An 18,972-nucleotide genomic window follows, 5' to 3' on the forward strand; every position below is an offset into this window, starting at 1 on the left:
GAATGAATTTAAAAGATTATATTACTGATGTTGAGGATTATCCTGAAAAAGGAATTACGTTTCGAGATATTTCTCCACTTATGTCGGATGGAGACGCATATCGTTATTCAATCGAGCAGATTGTCGAATATGCAAAACCAATGAATGTGGATAAGGTAGTAGGACCCGAAGCAAGAGGCTTTATGGTAGGCTGTCCAGTTGCAGTGGGACTAGGTTGTGGATTTGCGATGGCTAGAAAAAAGGGAAACTTCCAAGAGAAACAATAGAAGTATCCTATGGTTTGGAATATGGAGAAGCTACGTTGCAACTCCATAAAGATGCTGTAAAACCAGGAGATAAAGTTCTGGTCTGTGATGATTTATTAGCTACTGGTGGAACAACTGCAGCAACAATTGAATTGGTTGAAAAACTTGGTGGAGAAGTAGTTGGACTTGCATTTTTAATCGAACTACTTGATTTAAAGGGAAGAGAACAAGTAAAAGGGTACGATATCTTCACATTAATGGAATATTAAAAAAGAAAAAGCCGGGAATTATGAGCCGACCCCCGAAAGTTAGACCTTAAAAATCTATCTTTTGGGGGTATTTTCATGGCTAAATATAGTTATGAGTTGAAATTAAAAATCGTTGAAGATTATATGAATGGCAAAGGGGGATATTATTACCTCGCCAATAAATATGGTGTTACGTCTGATTCAACTGTTAAAAAATGGGTGAATAGCTATAAAGCAATGGGAAAGGATAGTTTAAAACGTAGTCGTCAAAATAAGAGTTATTCTGTTCAATTCAAGGTAAATGCGGTAGAGTTATATTTAACTACAGAAATGTCCTATCAGAATCTCGCTATAGAACTTGAAATTAATAATCCCAGTCTCTTGGCAAGATGGGTTCAAGTCTTTCATAGCGAAGGTATGGAAGGCCTTTCTAAAGCGAAAGGAAGACCGCCTAAAATGACTCCAGATCAACATTCTAAAGACCAAGAGTCTCGTGAGACCAACGGGTCTCAAGAACCCCATATTGAAGAGTTGAAAAAACAAGTCCATCGTTTAGAAATAGAGAACGCCTTTTTAAAAGAACTCAGGAGGTTGCGGAGCGAGGAATCGCACAAAGCAACGAACAAATCTCAAGAGTCATTCACACCCTCCGAGGACGATTCAAATTAAAAGACATTCTTGAGGTCGTAAAATTTCCTAAATCAACGTATATGTACTGGCAAAAACGTTTTGATCGAGAAGACCCAGATAAAGAAATCAAAGAAGTGATGATGACTATAAGAAAGCAGCACGCTGATTATGGGTACCGACGTATGAAAAAAGAGTTACTTAAGTATGGTGTTGAAATCAATCATAAAAAGCTTCAGCGACTCATGGTTGAACTTGATATCCGCGTTAAATCTTATTCTCGAAAATCACGAAAATACAGTTCTTATAAAGGTAACGTCGGAGTTCTAGCTCCTAATCGTATAAATGGACGGTTTAACTCCTCTATCCCTTATCAAAAAATCACTACGGACACGACGGAGTTTAAATATTATGAGAAAGACGAATCAGGTCGTTTGCAAATTAAAAAGTTATACCTCGATCCATTTATGGATTTATTTAATCGCGAGATCATTAGTTTTAAAGTGACTAAACAACCCAATGGCGAAAGCATTATAGCAGCTTTAAATGACGCTATCCAGGCTTCGAGAACGTGTAAATATAGACGAATGTTCCATTCAGATCAGGGCTGGGCGTATCAAATGAAGGCCTATGGTGTAGAATTAGAAGACAACAACATTTTCCAAAGTATGTCCCGTAAGGGAAACTGCTTCGATAACAGTCCAATGGAGAACTTCTTTAGTATATTGAAACAGGAAATGTATCATGGACGTATTTATAAAAGTTACGGGGAATTAAAGAAAGCAATAGTGATCTTCATTAATTATTACAATAACGATCGAATGAAGGAGAAACTTAATTGGTTAAGTCCAATTGAATACCGATTATCATCACCTTCTTTAAAACAAAGCGCATAAAAAACAGAGTAGAATAATCTACTCTGCAAAAAAGTCTAACTTTTTGGGGTCACTATAATTACCCTGGCTTTTTCTTTTTTTAATAAAATTATGAAATATGACTTCTGTATAACCCTACTACTTTCCCTAGGATTTGAACGTTTTCTAATATAATTGGGGACATACTATTATTTTCAGGTTGTAGTCGATAATAGTCTTTTTCTTTATAAAATCTTTTACAGGTTGCTTCATCTTCATCCGTTATAGCAATAACGATATCACCATTTTCAGCAGACGTTTGCTTTCTAACGATAACAGAATCATCACTTAGTATACCAACGTTAATCATGCTATCACCGCGAATTTTTAACATAAACAAGTCTTCTGAAACATATTGTAAATCAGGAGGTATTGGGAAAAAGTCGGTTGCTTCTTCTATAGCAAGGATTGGTTCTCCTGCTGTTACAGTACCAAGTAAGGGCATTTGATTTGATTTTACACCAAGTTTCGTTAATCCAGTTTCGCTAACTTCTATTGCACGTGGTTTTGTAGGATCTCTATAAATATATCCTGATTTTTCTAGTCTTGATAGGTGCCCGTGCACAGTGGAAGTAGAAGAAAGATTGACTGCATTTCCAATTTCACGAACAGTTGGAGGATATCCCTTTTTCTGTACTTCGTTATATATGAAAAGCAGTACTTCCATTTGCCGGGTGTCTCTACTTTTTGTCATGAGAGCATCATCTCCGTTACTATTATTTATATGTTTATTGTAGCATAGTCAAACATTGTAATCAAACAGATGTTCGTATGAATGATAAAAAACAGCTAGAATAGATGAAAAAAGTCTGCTATTTAAAAATAGAAGAAGAAAGCAGTCATATCTATTTCTTTTTTTGTGGTATTCTTGTAAAATGGTTTAATGATAACTTTTGGGAGGAGGATATGAATGAGTACAGGAGCTTGGATTTTTATTGTAGTTTTAGGAGTAATTTTAGGTGCAGTGGGTGGATTCTTTCTTTCACGTAAGTATATGATGAATTATTTTGAAGAAAACCCTCCTTTTTCTGAAGATATGTTACGATCGATGATGATGCAGATGGGACAAAAGCCATCTGAACGCAAAGTAAAACAAATTATGGCATCGATGAAGGCACAATCTTCAAAAAAGAAAAAAAATAAGTTGAATAGATACAAATTGTGGATGCATGTTTTTGGTCCACTTTTTTTATTTTTGTAAAAGAAAGAAGGTATCAAGTGAATGGGAATATTTAAAAGATTAAAATGGTTCTTTAAACAAGAATGGAAAGCTTATAGTATTGGAATATTCTTTTTGGTGATGGTCGCAATTATTCAAGTGATATCTCCTCGAATTGTCGGAAATATTATTGATCAAATTAGTCTGAAAACACTAACTAGCCGAACTCTTCTTATTCAGGTAGGGATTATTTTAGCCTGTGGAATAGCTCAGTATCTTTTCCGTTATATTTGGAGAATGAAAATTTGGGGAACTTCAGCTAAACTTGAAAAAATTATGCGGTCTCGTTTGTTCCATCACTTTACGAAGATGGATGCCATCTTTTTCCAGAAATACCGGACAGGTGATTTAATGGCCCATGCAACTAACGATTTGAATGCTATTCGTTTAGTTGCAGGAGCTGGAATTCTTACGTTAGCGGATTCTATTTCTTCTGGAGGAATTACACTTATAACTATGCTATTTTTTGTCAATTGGAAATTAACATTGATAGCGATGCTTCCATTACCTGCTTTAACAATTGTAGCTCGTTTGTTGGGAAAAAGAATGCACAAAAATTTCCGAAAAGCACAAGCTGCCTTTTCTGGTTTGAATGACAAAACGCAAGAAAGTATTACGGGTGTTAAAGTTATTAAAACATTTGGAGAAGAAGAGTTAGATATAGAGGACTTTGAAAAAAGAACTAATGATGTAGTAGAAAAAAATAAAGAAGTTTATGTGATTGATTCCTTGTTTGGTCCATCGATTAATTTCATTATTGGAATTTCATATGCACTTTCTCTTATTTTTGGTGGATTATTCATCATGAATGGGGAAATGACAATTGGTGCCTTAGTTACTTTCTTTAGCTATATTGGATTAATGAGATGGCCTATGTTAGCAGCCGGTCGTTTACTTAATGTTTTAGAAAGAGGAAGTGCCAGTTATAACCGAATTGAGGAGTTAATGACAGAGGAGTCCCATATCGTTGAAAAGGATGGAGCAATCAATCAATCTTTAGATGGCGATTTACAAGTGGATATCAAAAGTTTTCAATATGTGAATGCAGAGCATGATGCATTAACTGATATTCATTTTACTTTGAAAAAAGGAGAAACCTTAGGGATTGTTGGAAGAACTGGTTCAGGTAAAAGTACGTTGTTCAATTTACTCCTTCGTGAGTATGATCAATATACTGGTTCCATCCAATATAATGGAATTGATATTCGCCATTATACTCTAGATAGCCTTTTGAATGGAGTTGGATATGTTCCACAAGATAACTTCCTTTTCTCAACAAATATTAGAGATAATATTCGCTTTGCCGATCCATTTCTATCTCAAGAAGAAGTAGAGTCCGCAGCTAAAATTACAGACGTTCATGAAGATATCTTAGACTTTACGAATGGATACGATACTTTAGTAGGTGAACGTGGGGTGTCTCTTTCAGGAGGTCAGAAACAGCGTGTTGCGATTGCTCGTGCAGTTGTTACTAATCCAGAATTGTTGATACTCGATGATTCTTTATCTGCAGTTGATGCGAAGACAGAAGAAAAAATATTAGAGAATCTTAAAGAAAAAAGAAATGGTGAAACAACCATTATTGCTGCACATCGAATTAGTAGTGTGATGCACGCCAATGAGATTATCGTTTTAGAAGACGGAAAAATTTCTGAACGTGGAAATCATGAAGAGTTAATGGCTTTAAATGGTTGGTACCGACAAATGTATGAAAAACAACAGCTAGAAAGTAAATTGGAAGGGGAGGATGAATAATGGAAAAATCTGTATGGTCAAAATCTTTTTCTTTTAAAGAACAAATGAGTGTCCTAAAGAAAATCTTTGTATTTGCCGCCCCCTATAAAAAGCAATTTTTTACATCATTGCTTTTCGGTATCGGACTAGCTGCTGCCAATGTCATATCACCGCGAATCATCCAAATATTTTTGGATGATTATGTAACTAAAAATAATGCTACTTTTGAAATTGGATTACAATTTGCTGGATTATATATGCTGACTATTATTTTTAAAATGGTCACGATGTACTTTCAAAATTATATATTCAAGATGGCATCGGAAAAATCAGTTCAAAATGTACGAAATCATCTCTTTCGTAAAATAAATGGACTAGGGATGCGTTATTTTGATCAAACACCAGCGGGGTCTATTGTATCTCGAATTACCAATGACACTGAAACAATAAAAGAATTTTGGGCTGTTTTTCTTGCTCTTGCAGAAGGTCTGTTAAGTATCGTTTCTGTATTTATTGCTATGTGGATTTTGAATAAATCAGTTACGCTACTATTCTTACTGTTTTTACCAATGATGGGGCTTATGGTTTGGATCTATCAAAAATATAGCACTCAAATTTATCGTTCGATGCGTCAACGATTGAGTGAACTTAATACAAAATTAAATGAAAATATATTAGGAATGTCGATCATTCAGCAATTCCGACAAGAAAAAAGATTACAAAAAGATTTTGATGATATCAATGAGTCTTATGCAAATGGCAGAATAGCAATGGTAAAAATGAATGCATTGCTTCTTTATCCTTTTATTAGTTTATTGCAAGCTATTGCCTTAACGATGGTTCTTTATCTTTTTGGTTTTCAATCTTTCGATGGTTTTGTAGAAGTAGGAATTATCTACTCCTTTACAACCTACATTACTAATTTTTTCCGACCTCTAGGCATGATGATGGATAACTTAAGTGTCTTCCAGGATGGAATTGTGTCAAGTTATCGTGTAATTAGTACATTAGATAATCCTGAACTAGTTCCTGAACAACAAGAAGAAGAAGGACTAGAAATTACTAATGGAAAAATTGAATTTAAAAATGTTACCTTTTCATATGATGGGGAGCAAGACGTTTTAAAAGATATCTCCTTTACTGCCCATCCAGGAGAAACCGTTGCATTAGTCGGCCACACAGGAAGTGGTAAAAGTTCAATTATTAATGTTCTGATGCGTTTTTATGAGTTTACAGAAGGTGATATTTTAATAGATGGGAAATCGATTAAAGATTATCCAATGGAAGAAATCCGTGAAAAAATGGGTCTCGTTTTACAAGATTCTTTTCTTTTCTACGGTGACATCTCACGCAATATAAGATTAATGGATGAAAATATTCCGGATGTAGCTATTGAAAAAGCAGCTGAATTTGTTCATGCAGACGATTTCATTGAAAGTTTACCAAATGAGTATCATGCGAAGGTAATTGAAAGAGGAGCAAGTTATTCTAGTGGAGAACGTCAATTAATTTCGTTTGCTCGCACGATTATTCGCGATCCAAAAGTATTAATTCTTGACGAGGCAACTGCAAGTATTGATACGGAAACTGAAAATCTAATTCAACAAAGTATGGAGAAGATGCGGAAAGGTCGCACAACCATTGCGATTGCACACCGTCTTTCTACCATACGAGATGCTCAGTTAATCTTAGTTTTAGAAAAGGGTAGAATTGTAGAACGTGGGACTCATGAGGAGTTAATCGCTTTAGAAGGAACCTACTATGATATGTATCGTCTTCAATCAATGAACAATTAAAGAGTAAAAAAATAGAGCCAAATGGCTCTATTTTTTCTTTTTTATATTCATAATTGAAATCAGGATTAATTTCCTTGTCTAAAACAGAAAATTGTTTGTGAATTCTCTGATTTATTTCAGCAAGTTCTTCTCGTGAAAGACGAACTCCTTTAGGAAGATAGATTGGATTTCCAAATCGAACATGTCCTTTTTTTCGTTTTAATAAAGCAGAAAAAGAAAAGGGACCTTGAAAGACAACAGGGACGATTGGAACATTTGCCATTCTTGCTATCGTAGAAGTTCCACCTTTGACAGCATCATCATAACGAGATCCTGTAGAAAAAATAAAAACATTCCGATCTCCTTTTTTTAAAATAGATACAGGTTGTTTAATTGCACTTGGACCTGGATTTTCACGATTTACTGGAAAGCCATGCATTTTGTATAGAAGCCAAGACATAAACCTAGTTTTAAATAATTCTTGTTTAGCCATCGTCGAAAACAGATGAGGATAAGCCGCTACTGCAATATAGACAGGATCTAGCCAACTTCTATGAGGTGCAGCTAAAATATATGATGTATCCTTTGGTAAATTTTCTTTGTTTTGAATATCTATCTTCCCATTCAAGATAAAGATTAATACTTTTATGAGACGGACAACTACTTTGTAGAACATGAAGCAACCTCCTGATTTATACTATTTTTATAGTATGCGATATCTATCATCATATATCAAGATGATTTTATGTTTTTATGTTTTTTAAAAAAGATAATATTTTTTTCTTGCAATTTAATCTAGTAACGGTATAATATAATACGGTGCATAACCAAATTTCACACTTCAATTGATATAGAGGCGGGTGCTTAGGGATAAGTTGCTTTTATAGTTGATATTGAGGGAGGAAAATAAAAAAACCAAACGGAGGAACAAATCATGGCAGTAATCTCAATGAAACAACTATTGGAAGCCGGCGTACATTTTGGACACCAAACTCGTCGTTGGAACCCAAAAATGAAGAGTTACATCTTCACAGAAAGAAACGGAATCTACATCATCGATTTACAAAAAACGGTGAAACTAGTAGACCAAGCATATAACTACATGCACAAACTTGCTGAAGAAGGCGGAATTGCGCTTTTCGTAGGTACAAAAAAACAAGCACAAGAATCTATCAAAGACGAAGCAATTCGTTCTGGCTAATATTACGTAAATCACCGTTGGTTAGGTGGAACTCTTACAAACTGGGATACGATTCAAAAACGTATCAAACGTTTGAAAGATATTGAAAAAATGGCAGAAGATGGTACTTTCGAAGTATTACCTAAGAAAGAAGTCGGCTTGCTTGTTAAAGAACAAGATCGTCTTGAAAAATTCTTAGGCGGAATCAAAGATATGCCTAGAATTCAGATGTAATTTTTATTGTTGACCCAAGAAAAGAAAGAATCGCTGTTCAAGAAGCACATAAATTGAACATTCCGATTGTTGCTATGGTTGACACAAACTGTGATCCAGACGAAATCGACGTAGTGATTCCATCAAATGATGACGCAATCCGCGCGGTTAAATTGATTACCGGAAAAATGGCAGATGCTATGATTGAAGGAAATCAAGGAGCAGATCAAGAGGCTGAAGAAGCATTCACTGCTGAGACAGAAGATGCAACTTCTTTAGAAGAAATCGTTGAAGTGGTTGAAGGCAACAACGAAAACGCATAAGCCTTAAACAAACGATTTACTCATTATGAATTTAAAGTGAGCTGTCTCAGAAAAGAACAAAGATATTGCAGTAAGTCAGCTAACATCTTTTGTATTTTTTGAGGCAGTTTTTATGTAAAAATTAGATACTATATTAGGAGGACATAAAAATGGCAGATGTTACTGCAAAAATGGTTAAAGAACTACGTGACAAAACTGGCGCAGGAATGATGGATGCGAAAAGAGCTCTCGTAGCAGTAGATGGAAATATGGAAGAAGCAGTTGATCACTTAAGAGAAAGTGGATTAGCACAAGCTGCAAAAAAATCTGGACGTATTGCTGCTGAAGGATTAGCAAATGTTTATGTTAATGCAAACACGGCAGTTATTGCTGAAGTTAATGCTGAAACAGACTTTGTTGCTAAAAATGATCGTTTCCAAAACCTAGTAAAAGACATTACTGTAACGATCGAAGAAAACAAGCCAGCAACCGTAGAAGAAGCTTTAGAAATCAAATCTGGAGAAGAAACGTTGAGCGATAGTATCACAAATGCTACAAACGTGATCGGTGAAAAACTTTCTCTTCGTCGTTTTGATATCGTAAATAAAACTGATAACGAAGTATTCGGTTCTTACTTACACCAAGGTGGACGTATCGCTGTATTGACTGTTCTTGAAGGAGCAGATGAAGAAACAGCTAAAGACGTAGCTATGCATATTGCAGCTATCAATCCTAAGTACATTTCACGCGAACAAGTTTCTACTGAAGAACTAGAGCATGAAAAGAAAGTTCTTACTGAACAAGCGTTGAACGAAGGAAAACCTGCAAATATCGTAGAGAAGATGATCCAAGGTCGTCTAAACAAATTCTTGAGCGAAATTTCAATGAATGATCAACCATTTGTTAAAGATCCAGATATGACTGTTGGTAAATTTGTTGAGTCCAAAGGTGGAACAGTTAAATCCTTTGTACGTTTTGAAGTAGGAGAAGGAATTGAAAAACGTCAGGAAAACTTTGCTGACGAAGTAATGAGTCAACTTAAGAAATAATAATACTGGCAAGGCCTGAGGCAGTTGTCTCAGGCTTTCTGTGTGTATAGAGTATGAAGCAAGTAAGTATCTAAATGGACGAAATAGGAGGAGAAGTTATGGAAAAACCAAAATATAAACGCGTCATTTTGAAGTTAAGTGGAGAAGCGTTAGCTGGAAAAGCAGGTTTCGGGATTAATCCTCCCATTATTAAAGAATTTGTCAAAGAAATTAAACAAGTCCAAGAATTAGGAGTAGAGATTGCTATTGTTGTGGGTGGTGGAAACATTTGGCGTGGCACAACTGGAGAAGAAATGGGTATGGAGCGGGCACAAGCTGACTACATGGGAATGCTTGCGACTGTCATGAATTCATTAGCACTCCAGGATGTTTTGGAAAATGAAGGAGTACCGACAAGAGTACAAACATCTATCGAGATGCGTCAAGTTGCTGAGCCATATATTAGAAGAAGAGCAATCCGTCACCTTGAAAAAGGTAGAGTAGTTATTTTTGCAGGTGGAACTGGAAATCCGTATTTCTCAACAGATACAACAGCGGCATTAAGAGCTGCTGAAATTGAAGCGGATGTTATTCTTATGGCGAAGAATAATGTGGATGGAGTTTATTCTGCTGATCCACAAAAAGACGCAAATGCTATTAAATTTACAGAATTAACCCATTTAGATGTTATATCAAAAGGGCTACAAGTAATGGATACTACTGCAAGTTCATTAAGCATGGATAATGATATTCCATTAGTTGTTTTCAATTTAAATAAACCCGGAAATATCCGACGTGTTATAATGGGGGAAGAAATAGGTACAACAGTAAAGGGGAGTAAAAAATGAAAGATATATTAATGGACACTTCTGAACGTATGAAGAAAGCGGAGGCTTCGTTTGAAAGAGAATTAGCTTCCATTCGTGCTGGACGTGCAAATGCTAGTCTACTAGATCGCCTTGAGGTAGAATATTATGGTGCAAGCACTCCTGTTAATCAACTTGCAACGATCGCTGTTCCAGAGGCAAGAATGCTAACCATCACTCCATACGATAAAACTGTTTTAGGTGATATCGAAAAAGCTATTTATAAAAGTGATTTAGGCCTTAATCCCGCTAATGATGGAACGTTAATTCGACTTGTGATTCCTCAACTTACTGAAGAACGAAGAAAAGAGTTAGCAAAATTAGTAGGAAAAGACAGTGAAAACGCAAAAATTGCTGTTCGAAACATTCGTAGAGATGCAATGGACGCTTTGAAAAAAGCTGAGAAAAACAGTGAAATTACGGAAGATGAATTACATATGACTGAGAAAAAAGTTCAAGAACTAACAGACGAAAGTGTAAAAAATATAGACACGATCGCTGAAAATAAGGAACAAGAACTACTAGACGTTTAATTTTTTATAAGGAAAGAGCGATTATGCTTCTTTCCTTTTTTTAATGGATAATTTAAAATTTCATAAGAAAGCAGTAATTTGAGATTCTATGTTGGTATTGATAGGAATGTCTGATAAAATGAATGGAGTTGAAACAGAAAAAGGTAGGGGTAAAAATGGCTATATTTGATAATACAAAAGAAAAGAAGGAATTAATTCTAGATAAAGAAGGAATGATTCCAGCACATATAGCAATTATTATGGATGGAAATGGTAGATGGGCAAAAAAAGACTCATGCCAAGAGTATTCGGTCATAAAGAAGGAATGAATACTGTAAAAAAAATTGCAATCCATGCTAGCGCATTAGGAGTAAAAGTTTTATCATTGTACGCTTTTTCCACTGAAAATTGGAAGCGTCCAAATGAAGAAGTAAATTTTCTAATGAATTTACCGATTGATTTTTTTGATGTATTTATGCCGGAAATTATTGCTAATAATATTAAAGTTACAGCAGTTGGAAATGTGGATGAACTTCCTGAAAAAACGAAGTCTATTATTTATAAGGCCATGGAGAAAACAAAAAACAATGAAGGTCTTATTCTAAACTTTGCTTTTAATTATGGTTCACGTTTAGAAATTACCAAGGTAATGCAAGATGCTGCACAAGAAGTCAAAATGGGAACCTTACTTCCAGAAGAAATTACCGAACAATATATATCCGATCATCTATTTACTGGGATGTTAGGAGCTTACAAAGATCCTGAATTATTAATTCGTACAAGTGGTGAATTGCGTATCAGCAACTTTTTACTCTGGCAAATTGCTTATAGTGAGCTATATTTTACAAAAGAATTTTGGCCGGATTTTAGTGTATCCTCTTTAGAAAAAGCAATTGCAACATACCAAAATCGAAACCGTCGTTTCGGAGGGTTATGAGGTGAAAAAATGAAAACAAGAACAATTACAGGGTTAATTGCCGTAGCTGTCTTTCTTCCAATGGTTTGGTACGGTTCCTGGTTACTAGTTTTAGGTACTTGCATCCTGGGATTAATAGGGATATCTGAATTCTTTATGATGAAAGAAAAAAGTTTTTTAGTTTAATGGGGCTTATTGCTTCAATAACTACGATTTTTTTAATGTTGCCTGAAACGTATTTAACTTTTTTACCGAATGGAATTACAACGATCCACCTTTTTTACTTAGGTGCAATGTTGATGCTTGTCATGACGGTACTTTCTAAAAATGAATTTACTTTTGATGATGCAGGAGTCTTTATGCTTGCTTCTTTATATGTAGGAAGAGGCTTCCATTACTTTTTAATGACCGCAGATATGGGGTTTTTTACAGTCATGTTTGTTTTATTCATCGTATGGTCTACAGATATAGGCGCTTATTTATTAGGAATGAAATTTGGGAAAACAAAGTTAGCTCCTGTTATTAGCCCCAACAAGTCCATTGAAGGCGCTGTTGGCGGAGTAGCAACGGCAGTAGTAGTCTCCTTAATTTATGTTACCTTTTACAATCAAATGAATTTATCAATTCTTCTACTAGTCTTTCTAACGATTTTGCTATCGGTAGTAGGCCAGTTGGGTGACCTAACTGAATCTGCTTTTAAAAGATATTTTGGAGTGAAAGACTCTGGGAAAATTCTGCCTGGACACGGAGGTATTTTAGATCGTTTTGATAGTCTCCTTTTTGTAATGCCTTTGTTTCAAATCTTTTTGAGTATCTACCAACTTAATTAAATGAACGTATTCTGTAAGGATAGGAAGTGCTATAGTTGATACAAACCATTATTACCTTCATTATTATTTTTAGTATTCTAGTGATTATCCATGAATTTGGACATTTTTACTTTGCAAAAAAAGCTGGAATCTTAGTACGAGAATTCGCAATTGGAATGGGACCGAAAATATTTTCCACACACAAGAATGGCACAACCTATACTATTCGTATTCTTCCAATTGGTGGATATGTACGAATGGCAGGGTATGGTGATGAGGATGTTGATCTAAAACCAGGAATGCCTGTTAAAATTACGGTAGATGATGATAACCAAGTAACCAAAATCAATTTATCGGATCATCAACAATTGAATGCTGTTCCTTTAGAATTAATCTCATCTGATATCGAAAAAGAGATGTTTCTCGTAGGTACCACACCTGGTAAAAGCGAACCTGTACGTTACTCTGTTAAGCGAGATGCGATTATTGTAGAAACAGACGGAACAGAGATACAAGTTGCTCCAATTGAAGTACAATTTCAATCAGCGAGTCTTGGGAAGCGTATGATGACAAATTTTGCAGGACCAATGAACAATTATATTTTAGGAATTATTGTCTTCTCCCTATTGGCTTTCTTTCAAGGGGGCGTTGTTTTAGATGACAATCTACTGGGTGACATTCAACCCAATAGTCCAGCTGAATTAGCTGGCTTGCAAAAAGGAGATACCATCGTAGCAGTAGACGATACTGATATATCGACGTGGCAAGAACTAGTGAAAACCATTCAAGAGAACCCGAATGAAGAATTAATCTTCAGTGTTCAAAAAGAAGACGATGTAAAGATGGTTGCCGTTACACCGAAAAGTCAAACGGATGAATCAGGTAATACATATGGTTTGATTGGAGTAGCTGCTCCTGTCGATACAAGTTTCCTAGGGAAGCTAACCTATGGATTTAAAGAAACATGGTTTATCGCTACTTCTATCTTCGGTTTAATTTTTTCCATGTTTACGAGTGGGTTTGAGATAGATGCCTTCGGAGGTCCAGTTGCAATCTATGCAGCTACTGAAGAAGTAGTCAGTTATGGTGCATTAAGTGTCCTTAGCTTTTTAGGATTCCTCAGTGTAAATTTAGGAACGGTGAACTTACTGCCTATTCCTGCTTTAGATGGAGGCAAACTTTTACTTAATGTAATTGAAGGAATCAGAGGAAAACCTCTTGAACCAGAAAAAGAAGGAATCATTACGGTTATTGGTGTAGGTTTACTACTCATCCTTATGGTATTAGTAACTTGGAATGATATCCAGCGTTTCTTTTTTGGTGGATAAACTATAAATAAATAATTCGTATATTACAAAAAGATTCAAAGGAAAGCCTTTATGGATTCTTTGAATCTTTTCATTTTGAAAGAGGGATCAATCGTAATGAATAAACATGAACTTTTTCAACAACTGTTAGAACAAATAAATCTTCATCATGAACCAGAATATCTTCCTTATTTTGAAGGAGGCGAAATTGAAAAGGTATTGGTTTACAAAAAGCAAAAAACGTGGACCTTTTTATTTCATTTCAATGATATTCTGCCTTTTGAAGTATTCCAAGCACTAAATCTTCATTTAAAAACGGCTTTTAAAAATATAGCGACCATTGATATTCGTATCAAATGTAAGGAAGCCGTACTAACCGATGAGAAAATACTGGATTACTGGCAGACAGTAGTTGAAAGAAGTAATATATCATCTCCTGTTGTCCAAGATATTTTAAGAAAACATTCTCCTACTGTTACAAACGGAAAAGTATTATTGAGTATGGATAATGAAATAACTCAAAATCATCTTAAAGATAACTATTTATCTGTTATTCAACAAAATTTTTTGGTACTAGGATTTCCAGACTTTCAAATTCAGTTGAATGTGAATCAAGAAGCTTCTGAAGAAAGACGGGTCAAGTACTTAGAAAGAAAACAAGAGCAAGAAGATATAATGGTTCGTCAAGCAGAAGAAAATATAAAACAACTGGAACAACAAAATAAACAAAGTCATTCTGGTGCTAGTAGTGGCATTTTACAATTAGGAAATAAAATTCCTGAATCAGAGGATATTCGTCAAATGATTACCATTAAAGAAGAAGAACGCTCGGTAGTTGTACAAGGAAATGTTTTTGATTTTGAAGTGCGCGAACTAAGATCTGGAAGAAAAATTTTGACCTTTAAAATTACTGATTACAGTTCTTCTTTTAGTGTGAAAATGTTTTCTTCAAATGAAAAAGATGAAGCAAATTTTGAAAAGATTCAAAAAGGGAAATGGGTACGTGTCCGAGGAAGCGTTCAGGAAGACATGTACATGCGTGATTTAGTGATTACCGCACGGGATATTAACGAAGTAAAAGTTCCCGTCCGAAAAGATACTGCTCCAGAAGGTGAAAAACGTGTTGAATTACATTTGCATACAAAGATGAGCCAGATGGATGCTACCAACCATATCTCTGATTATGTTGCTCAAGCAGCTAAGTGGGGGCATAAAGCTATTGCCGTTACCGATCATGCGGTTGCACAAGCTTATCCAGATGCACATGCTGCTGGACAAAAGCATGGTGTAAAAATTTTATATGGAGTGGAAGCAAATATTGTAGACGATGGAGTCCCTGTTGCATATAATGTCACTGATGCCGAACTTGCTGAATCCACTTATGTTGTTTTTGATGTTGAGACAACCGGTCTTTCCGCTGTTTATGATTCGATTATTGAGTTGGCGGCCGTAAAAATGTACAAAGGGAATGTTATCGATACTTTTGAGGCATTTATTAATCCAGGCAAGCCTTTATCTCAATTAATTATTCAATTGACCGGAATTACCGATCAAATGTTAAAGGATGCTCCTTCCGAAGACAAAATTGTCCCTTCTTTTAAAGAATTTTGTGGTGACTCTATTCTAGTAGCCCATAACGCATCTTTTGATATGGGCTTCTTGAATAAAAGTTATGAAAGAAATGGGATAGAAGATGCTCCTAATCCGGTTATCGATACGTTGGAATTATCAAGGTTTTTGCATCCACAACTGCGTTCACACAGGCTGAATACGCTCGCTAAAAAGTATAATGTCAATTTAGAACAACATCACCGAGCTGTATTTGATGCAGAAACAACTGGTCATTTATGCTGGATATTCCTAAAGGAGGCAGCAGAGGATCATCAAATATTTTATCATCATGAATTGAATAAAGAAGTAGGTAAGGGTGATTCCTATAAACTAGCTCGCCCCTTCCATGTAACGATTCTCGCTAAAAATCAAGATGGCCTAAAAGATTTGTTCAAATTAATTAGTGCTTCTAATATCAATTATTTCTATCGAACTCCACGAATTCCACGGAGCTTGCTAAAAGAAAACCGTGAAAATCTATTAATTGGCTCTTCCTGTAGTCAAGGAGAAATTTTTGAGTCCATGATGCAAAGAGGAAGGGAAGACGCGAAAGCGAAAGCTCAATTTTATGATTATTTGGAAGTCATGCCCAAGCCCGTTTATCGTAGTTTAATCAAACGAGAAATGGTAAAAAATGAAAAAGACTTAGAGGAAATCATTAGTCAAATCGTAAAAATCGGTGATGAATTAGATAAACCGGTTGTTGCTACTGGGAATGTTCACTATCTGAATGAAGAGGATTCCATTTATCGAGAAATTTTGTTGGGTTCTATTAAGATGAATCAAGGAAAAGAATTATTCTTACCTAAAGTCCATTTCCGTACTACAAATGAAATGCTCGATGAGTTTGAATTTCTAGGAAAAGATAAAGCAAAAGAAATCGTTGTTCAAAATCCTGAGAAAATTGCGGATTCTATTGAGGAAATACTTCCTATTAAAGATAAACTATATACACCCAATATGGATGGTTCAAATGAAGAAATTACTAATTTATCTTATAATGAAGCCAAACGTCTATATGGAGAGGACCTTCCTGAAATTGTAGAGAAGCGTCTTCAAAAAGAGTTAAAAAGTATTATTGGAAATGGGTTCTCAGTTATTTACTTAATTTCCCAAAAGTTAGTATTAAAAAGTAATCAAGACGGCTATTTAGTTGGATCACGAGGATCAGTTGGATCTAGTTTTGTAGCGACGATGACTGGTATTACGGAAGTGAACCCATTACCACCGCACTACCGTTGCCAGAATTGTCATTATAGTCATTTCTTTACAGATGGTTCGATCGGATCTGGGTATGACTTGGAAGAAAAAGATTGTCCAAACTGTGGAAATAAACTCAGTCGAGATGGACAAGATATTCCCTTTGAAACATTTTTAGGATTCTATGGTGATAAAGTACCTGATATTGACTTGAACTTTTCTGGTGATTACCAAGCAAAAGCTCACGCCTATACGAAAGATCTTTTTGGAGAAGAGTATGTGTATCGTGCAGGAACTATCGGAACCGTTGCGGATAAAACAGCATTTGGTTATGTAAAAGGGTATGAACGAGATCGAGATTACCATTATTCATCCGCCGAAATTGATCGATTAGCAAAGGGATGTACGGGAGTAAAAAGAAATACAGGGCAGCATCCAGGGGGAATTATTGTTATTCCTGATTATATGGATGTCTATGATTTTACACCCATCCAGTTTCCAGCTGATGCTCAAGATTCTGAATGGAAAACGACTCATTTCGACTTCCACTCAATTCATGACAATGTTTTGAAATTAGATATTCTGGGTCATGATGATCCAACGGTTATTCGAATGCTTCAAGATTTATCTGGAATGGATCCTCAAGACATTCCACCAAATGATCCAGATGTGATGAAGTTGTTTAGTGGTACAGATGTATTGGGAGTAACACCTAAGCAAATCTTTAGTAATACCGGTACTTTAGGAATTCCAGAATTTGGAACTAAATTCGTAAGAGGAATGTTAGAACAAACCAAACCGAATACATTTGCAGAATTACTACAAATTTCTGGACTATCTCATGGAACGGATGTGTACTTAGGGAATGCAGAAGTCCTTATCCGTGATAATAATATTCCTTTGGCTGAAGTAATTGGTTGTCGTGATGACATCATGGTTTATTTAATTCATGCAGGGATGGAAGATGGTCTGGCATTTAAAATTATGGAGAGTGTTCGAAAAGGAAAAGGAATTCCAGACGAATGGCAAGCAGAAATGCGTGCAAGCAAAGTACCTGAATGGTATATTCAATCCTGTTTGAAGATCAAATATATGTTCCCTAAAGCTCATGCTGCAGCATACGTATTAATGGCTTTACGGGTTGCCTATTTTAAAGTTCACGATCCTCTTCTATACTACAGTGCATACTTCTCTATACGAGCGAATGATTTTGATTTAGCAGCTATGGCTCAAGGAAAAGAAATGATTAAAGCACGCATGAAAGAAATTATGGACAAAGGTATGGATGCTTCTGTTAAAGAAAAAAATCTACTAACTGTTTTAGAGCTTTCCAATGAAATGGTAGAGCGTGGATTTGAATTTAAAATGGTAGATCTTGATAAATCAGATGCCTCTAAGTTCATTATTGAAGGCAATAGTTTGATTGCACCATTTCGCGCTATTTCTGGTTTAGGGGTCAACGTAGCTAGTCAAATTATTCAGGCTAGAGAAGAAAAACCATTTTTATCCAAAGAAGATTTAGCTATTCGTGGTAAAGTTTCTAAAACAATTATCGAATATATGACAGAACATGACGTATTAAAGGATCTTCCTGATGAAAATCAGCTCTCTTTATTCGATTTTTAATCTCGAAAAGTCTATAACAAAGCCTTTTCTTGCATTTATCATGAAAGTAGTGTATGATTAGGAAAGAATAAAAATCTTGCGGAGGGAGTGAGCGGAAACGCTCGCTCTTTTTAACGCAATAAGCCATAATTAATAATTGTTAAAATATACAAGGGAGGGTTTTTGTGAGCCGAGTAATTGATGTTGTAAAAGAAGCTGTTTTACCTATTTTGGAAGAGCAGAACTTTGAATTGGTTGATACTGAATTTTTAAAAGAAGGAAAGAATTGGTTTTTAAGACTCTATATCGACAAACCGGGTGGGATTGATATTGAAGATTGTGCATGGGTCAGTGAAAAGGTAAGTGACTTGTTAGATGAAATGGATCCAGATCCAATTCCTCAAGCCTACTTTCTAGAAGTATCTTCACCTGGAGCTGAACGGCCATTAAAAACAGATCAAGACCTGGAAAATGCAATTGGAAGTTATGTGAATCTTTCTTACTATCAAGCAATTGAAGGTGAAAAATTTCATGAAGGGACTCTTTTATCTGTTACGGATGAAGTTGTTTCTTTAGAAATTAGAATAAAAACAAGAACAAAAACTATTGAAATTCCACGTGAAAAGATTGCTAAAGCTAGATTGGCTATCAAATTTTAAGG

General features: G+C 35.4%; 13 protein-coding genes and 4 pseudogenes. 15 read left to right on the forward strand and 2 right to left on the reverse strand.

Annotated features, from left to right (window positions below):
• Positions 1-2: 2 nt before the first annotated feature.
• Together LZ578_RS06765 and LZ578_RS06770 are read left to right on the forward strand one after the other, a co-directional pair.
• Positions 3-514 (forward strand): annotated as a pseudogene (locus LZ578_RS06765) (adenine phosphoribosyltransferase).
• Between the two features lie 75 nt (positions 515-589).
• Positions 590-2,016, forward strand: a protein-coding gene (locus LZ578_RS06770) for an IS3 family transposase (RefSeq protein WP_235144427.1) whose coding sequence is annotated in 2 segments (ribosomal slippage) — positions 590-1,067 and positions 1,067-2,016 — 1,428 coding nt in all. Because the reading frame shifts where the segments join, the coding sequence is not laid out codon by codon here.
• An 88-nt stretch (positions 2,017-2,104) separates the two neighbouring features.
• On the opposite strand, the gene lexA is transcribed toward LZ578_RS06770, so the two are convergent.
• Positions 2,105-2,728: a transcriptional repressor LexA gene (lexA, locus tag LZ578_RS06775; protein WP_235144428.1), complete on the reverse strand. Its 624-nt coding sequence runs from the start codon at positions 2,726-2,728 to the stop codon at positions 2,105-2,107.
• A gap of 216 nt (positions 2,729-2,944) precedes the next feature.
• On the opposite strand from lexA, the gene LZ578_RS06780 reads away from it, so the two are divergent.
• From LZ578_RS06780 to LZ578_RS06790, 3 genes are read left to right on the forward strand one after another with little or no spacing between them, the layout of a single operon-like run.
• Complete coding sequence (locus LZ578_RS06780; RefSeq protein WP_235144430.1) at positions 2,945-3,235, forward strand: YneF family protein; 291 nt, start codon at positions 2,945-2,947, stop codon at positions 3,233-3,235.
• Between the two features lie 21 nt (positions 3,236-3,256).
• The gene (locus LZ578_RS06785; protein WP_235144432.1) at positions 3,257-5,008 is read left to right on the forward strand and encodes an ABC transporter ATP-binding protein; all 1,752 of its coding nucleotides are present in this window, start codon (positions 3,257-3,259) and stop codon (positions 5,006-5,008) included.
• A complete protein-coding gene (locus LZ578_RS06790) occupies positions 5,008-6,783 on the forward strand; it encodes an ABC transporter ATP-binding protein (RefSeq protein WP_235144437.1) in 1,776 nt (591 codons plus the stop codon). Before LZ578_RS06785 ends, LZ578_RS06790 begins: the two co-directional genes overlap by 1 nt.
• Before the next feature lie 241 nt (positions 6,784-7,024).
• Here the strand turns inward: LZ578_RS06790 and LZ578_RS06795 are convergent.
• A pseudogene (locus LZ578_RS06795) lies at positions 7,025-7,438 on the reverse strand (lysophospholipid acyltransferase family protein); the annotation flags it as partial.
• A gap of 258 nt (positions 7,439-7,696) precedes the next feature.
• On the opposite strand from LZ578_RS06795, the pseudogene rpsB reads away from it, so the two are divergent.
• From rpsB to rimP, 10 genes and pseudogenes are all read left to right on the forward strand, one after another.
• Positions 7,697-8,478: pseudogene (gene rpsB / locus LZ578_RS06800) on the forward strand (30S ribosomal protein S2).
• A gap of 149 nt (positions 8,479-8,627) precedes the next feature.
• The gene (tsf, locus tag LZ578_RS06805) at positions 8,628-9,506 is read left to right on the forward strand and encodes a translation elongation factor Ts (RefSeq protein WP_235144438.1); all 879 of its coding nucleotides are present in this window, start codon (positions 8,628-8,630) and stop codon (positions 9,504-9,506) included.
• A 98-nt stretch (positions 9,507-9,604) separates the two neighbouring features.
• The gene (gene pyrH, locus LZ578_RS06810; protein WP_235144443.1) at positions 9,605-10,333 is read left to right on the forward strand and encodes a UMP kinase; all 729 of its coding nucleotides are present in this window, start codon (positions 9,605-9,607) and stop codon (positions 10,331-10,333) included.
• Positions 10,330-10,884 carry a ribosome recycling factor gene (gene frr, locus LZ578_RS06815; protein WP_235144445.1) on the forward strand — a complete coding sequence of 185 codons (555 nt, stop codon included), beginning with the start codon at positions 10,330-10,332 and terminating at the stop codon, positions 10,882-10,884. Before pyrH ends, frr begins: the two co-directional genes overlap by 4 nt.
• Positions 10,885-11,039: 155 nt before the next feature.
• Positions 11,040-11,800: pseudogene (locus LZ578_RS06820) on the forward strand (isoprenyl transferase).
• 9 nt (positions 11,801-11,809) lie between these two features.
• Positions 11,810-11,965 (forward strand): hypothetical protein, encoded by a 156-nt coding sequence (locus LZ578_RS12630; RefSeq protein WP_311198565.1) that lies wholly within the window; start codon positions 11,810-11,812, stop codon positions 11,963-11,965.
• Positions 11,965-12,609: a phosphatidate cytidylyltransferase gene (locus LZ578_RS06825; protein ID WP_311198566.1), complete on the forward strand. Its 645-nt coding sequence runs from the start codon at positions 11,965-11,967 to the stop codon at positions 12,607-12,609. The genes LZ578_RS12630 and LZ578_RS06825 overlap by 1 nt, the downstream gene beginning before the upstream one ends.
• Before the next feature lie 38 nt (positions 12,610-12,647).
• Positions 12,648-13,916 carry an RIP metalloprotease RseP gene (rseP, locus tag LZ578_RS06830; RefSeq protein WP_235146417.1) on the forward strand — a complete coding sequence of 423 codons (1,269 nt, stop codon included), beginning with the start codon at positions 12,648-12,650 and terminating at the stop codon, positions 13,914-13,916.
• A gap of 96 nt (positions 13,917-14,012) precedes the next feature.
• Positions 14,013-18,332 (forward strand): PolC-type DNA polymerase III, encoded by a 4,320-nt coding sequence (locus LZ578_RS06835; protein WP_235144446.1) that lies wholly within the window; start codon positions 14,013-14,015, stop codon positions 18,330-18,332.
• Positions 18,333-18,496: 164 nt separating this feature from the next.
• On the forward strand, positions 18,497-18,970 hold the full coding sequence (rimP, locus tag LZ578_RS06840; protein ID WP_235144447.1) for a ribosome maturation factor RimP: 474 nt from the start codon (positions 18,497-18,499) through the stop codon (positions 18,968-18,970).
• Positions 18,971-18,972: the final 2 nt, after the last annotated feature.

The organism is Jeotgalibaca sp. MA1X17-3 (genome assembly GCF_021513155.1).
Taxonomy (GTDB): Bacteria; Bacillota; Bacilli; order Lactobacillales; family Aerococcaceae; genus Jeotgalibaca.

What these genes read in the sequence shown, in the direction of transcription:
- lexA (WP_235144428.1), bottom strand. Translation starts at nt 2,728, where the DNA reads ATGACAAAAAGTAGAGACACCCGGCAAATGGAAGTACTGCTTTTCATA.
- LZ578_RS06780 (WP_235144430.1), top strand. Translation starts at nt 2,945, where the DNA reads ATGAGTACAGGAGCTTGGATTTTTATTGTAGTTTTAGGAGTAATTTTA.
- LZ578_RS06785 (WP_235144432.1), top strand. Translation starts at nt 3,257, where the DNA reads ATGGGAATATTTAAAAGATTAAAATGGTTCTTTAAACAAGAATGGAAA.
- LZ578_RS06790 (WP_235144437.1), top strand. Translation starts at nt 5,008, where the DNA reads ATGGAAAAATCTGTATGGTCAAAATCTTTTTCTTTTAAAGAACAAATG.
- tsf (WP_235144438.1), top strand. Translation starts at nt 8,628, where the DNA reads ATGGCAGATGTTACTGCAAAAATGGTTAAAGAACTACGTGACAAAACT.
- pyrH (WP_235144443.1), top strand. Translation starts at nt 9,605, where the DNA reads ATGGAAAAACCAAAATATAAACGCGTCATTTTGAAGTTAAGTGGAGAA.
- frr (WP_235144445.1), top strand. Translation starts at nt 10,330, where the DNA reads ATGAAAGATATATTAATGGACACTTCTGAACGTATGAAGAAAGCGGAG.
- LZ578_RS12630 (WP_311198565.1), top strand. Translation starts at nt 11,810, where the DNA reads ATGAAAACAAGAACAATTACAGGGTTAATTGCCGTAGCTGTCTTTCTT.
- LZ578_RS06825 (WP_311198566.1), top strand. Translation starts at nt 11,965, where the DNA reads ATGGGGCTTATTGCTTCAATAACTACGATTTTTTTAATGTTGCCTGAA.
- LZ578_RS06835 (WP_235144446.1), top strand. Translation starts at nt 14,013, where the DNA reads ATGAATAAACATGAACTTTTTCAACAACTGTTAGAACAAATAAATCTT.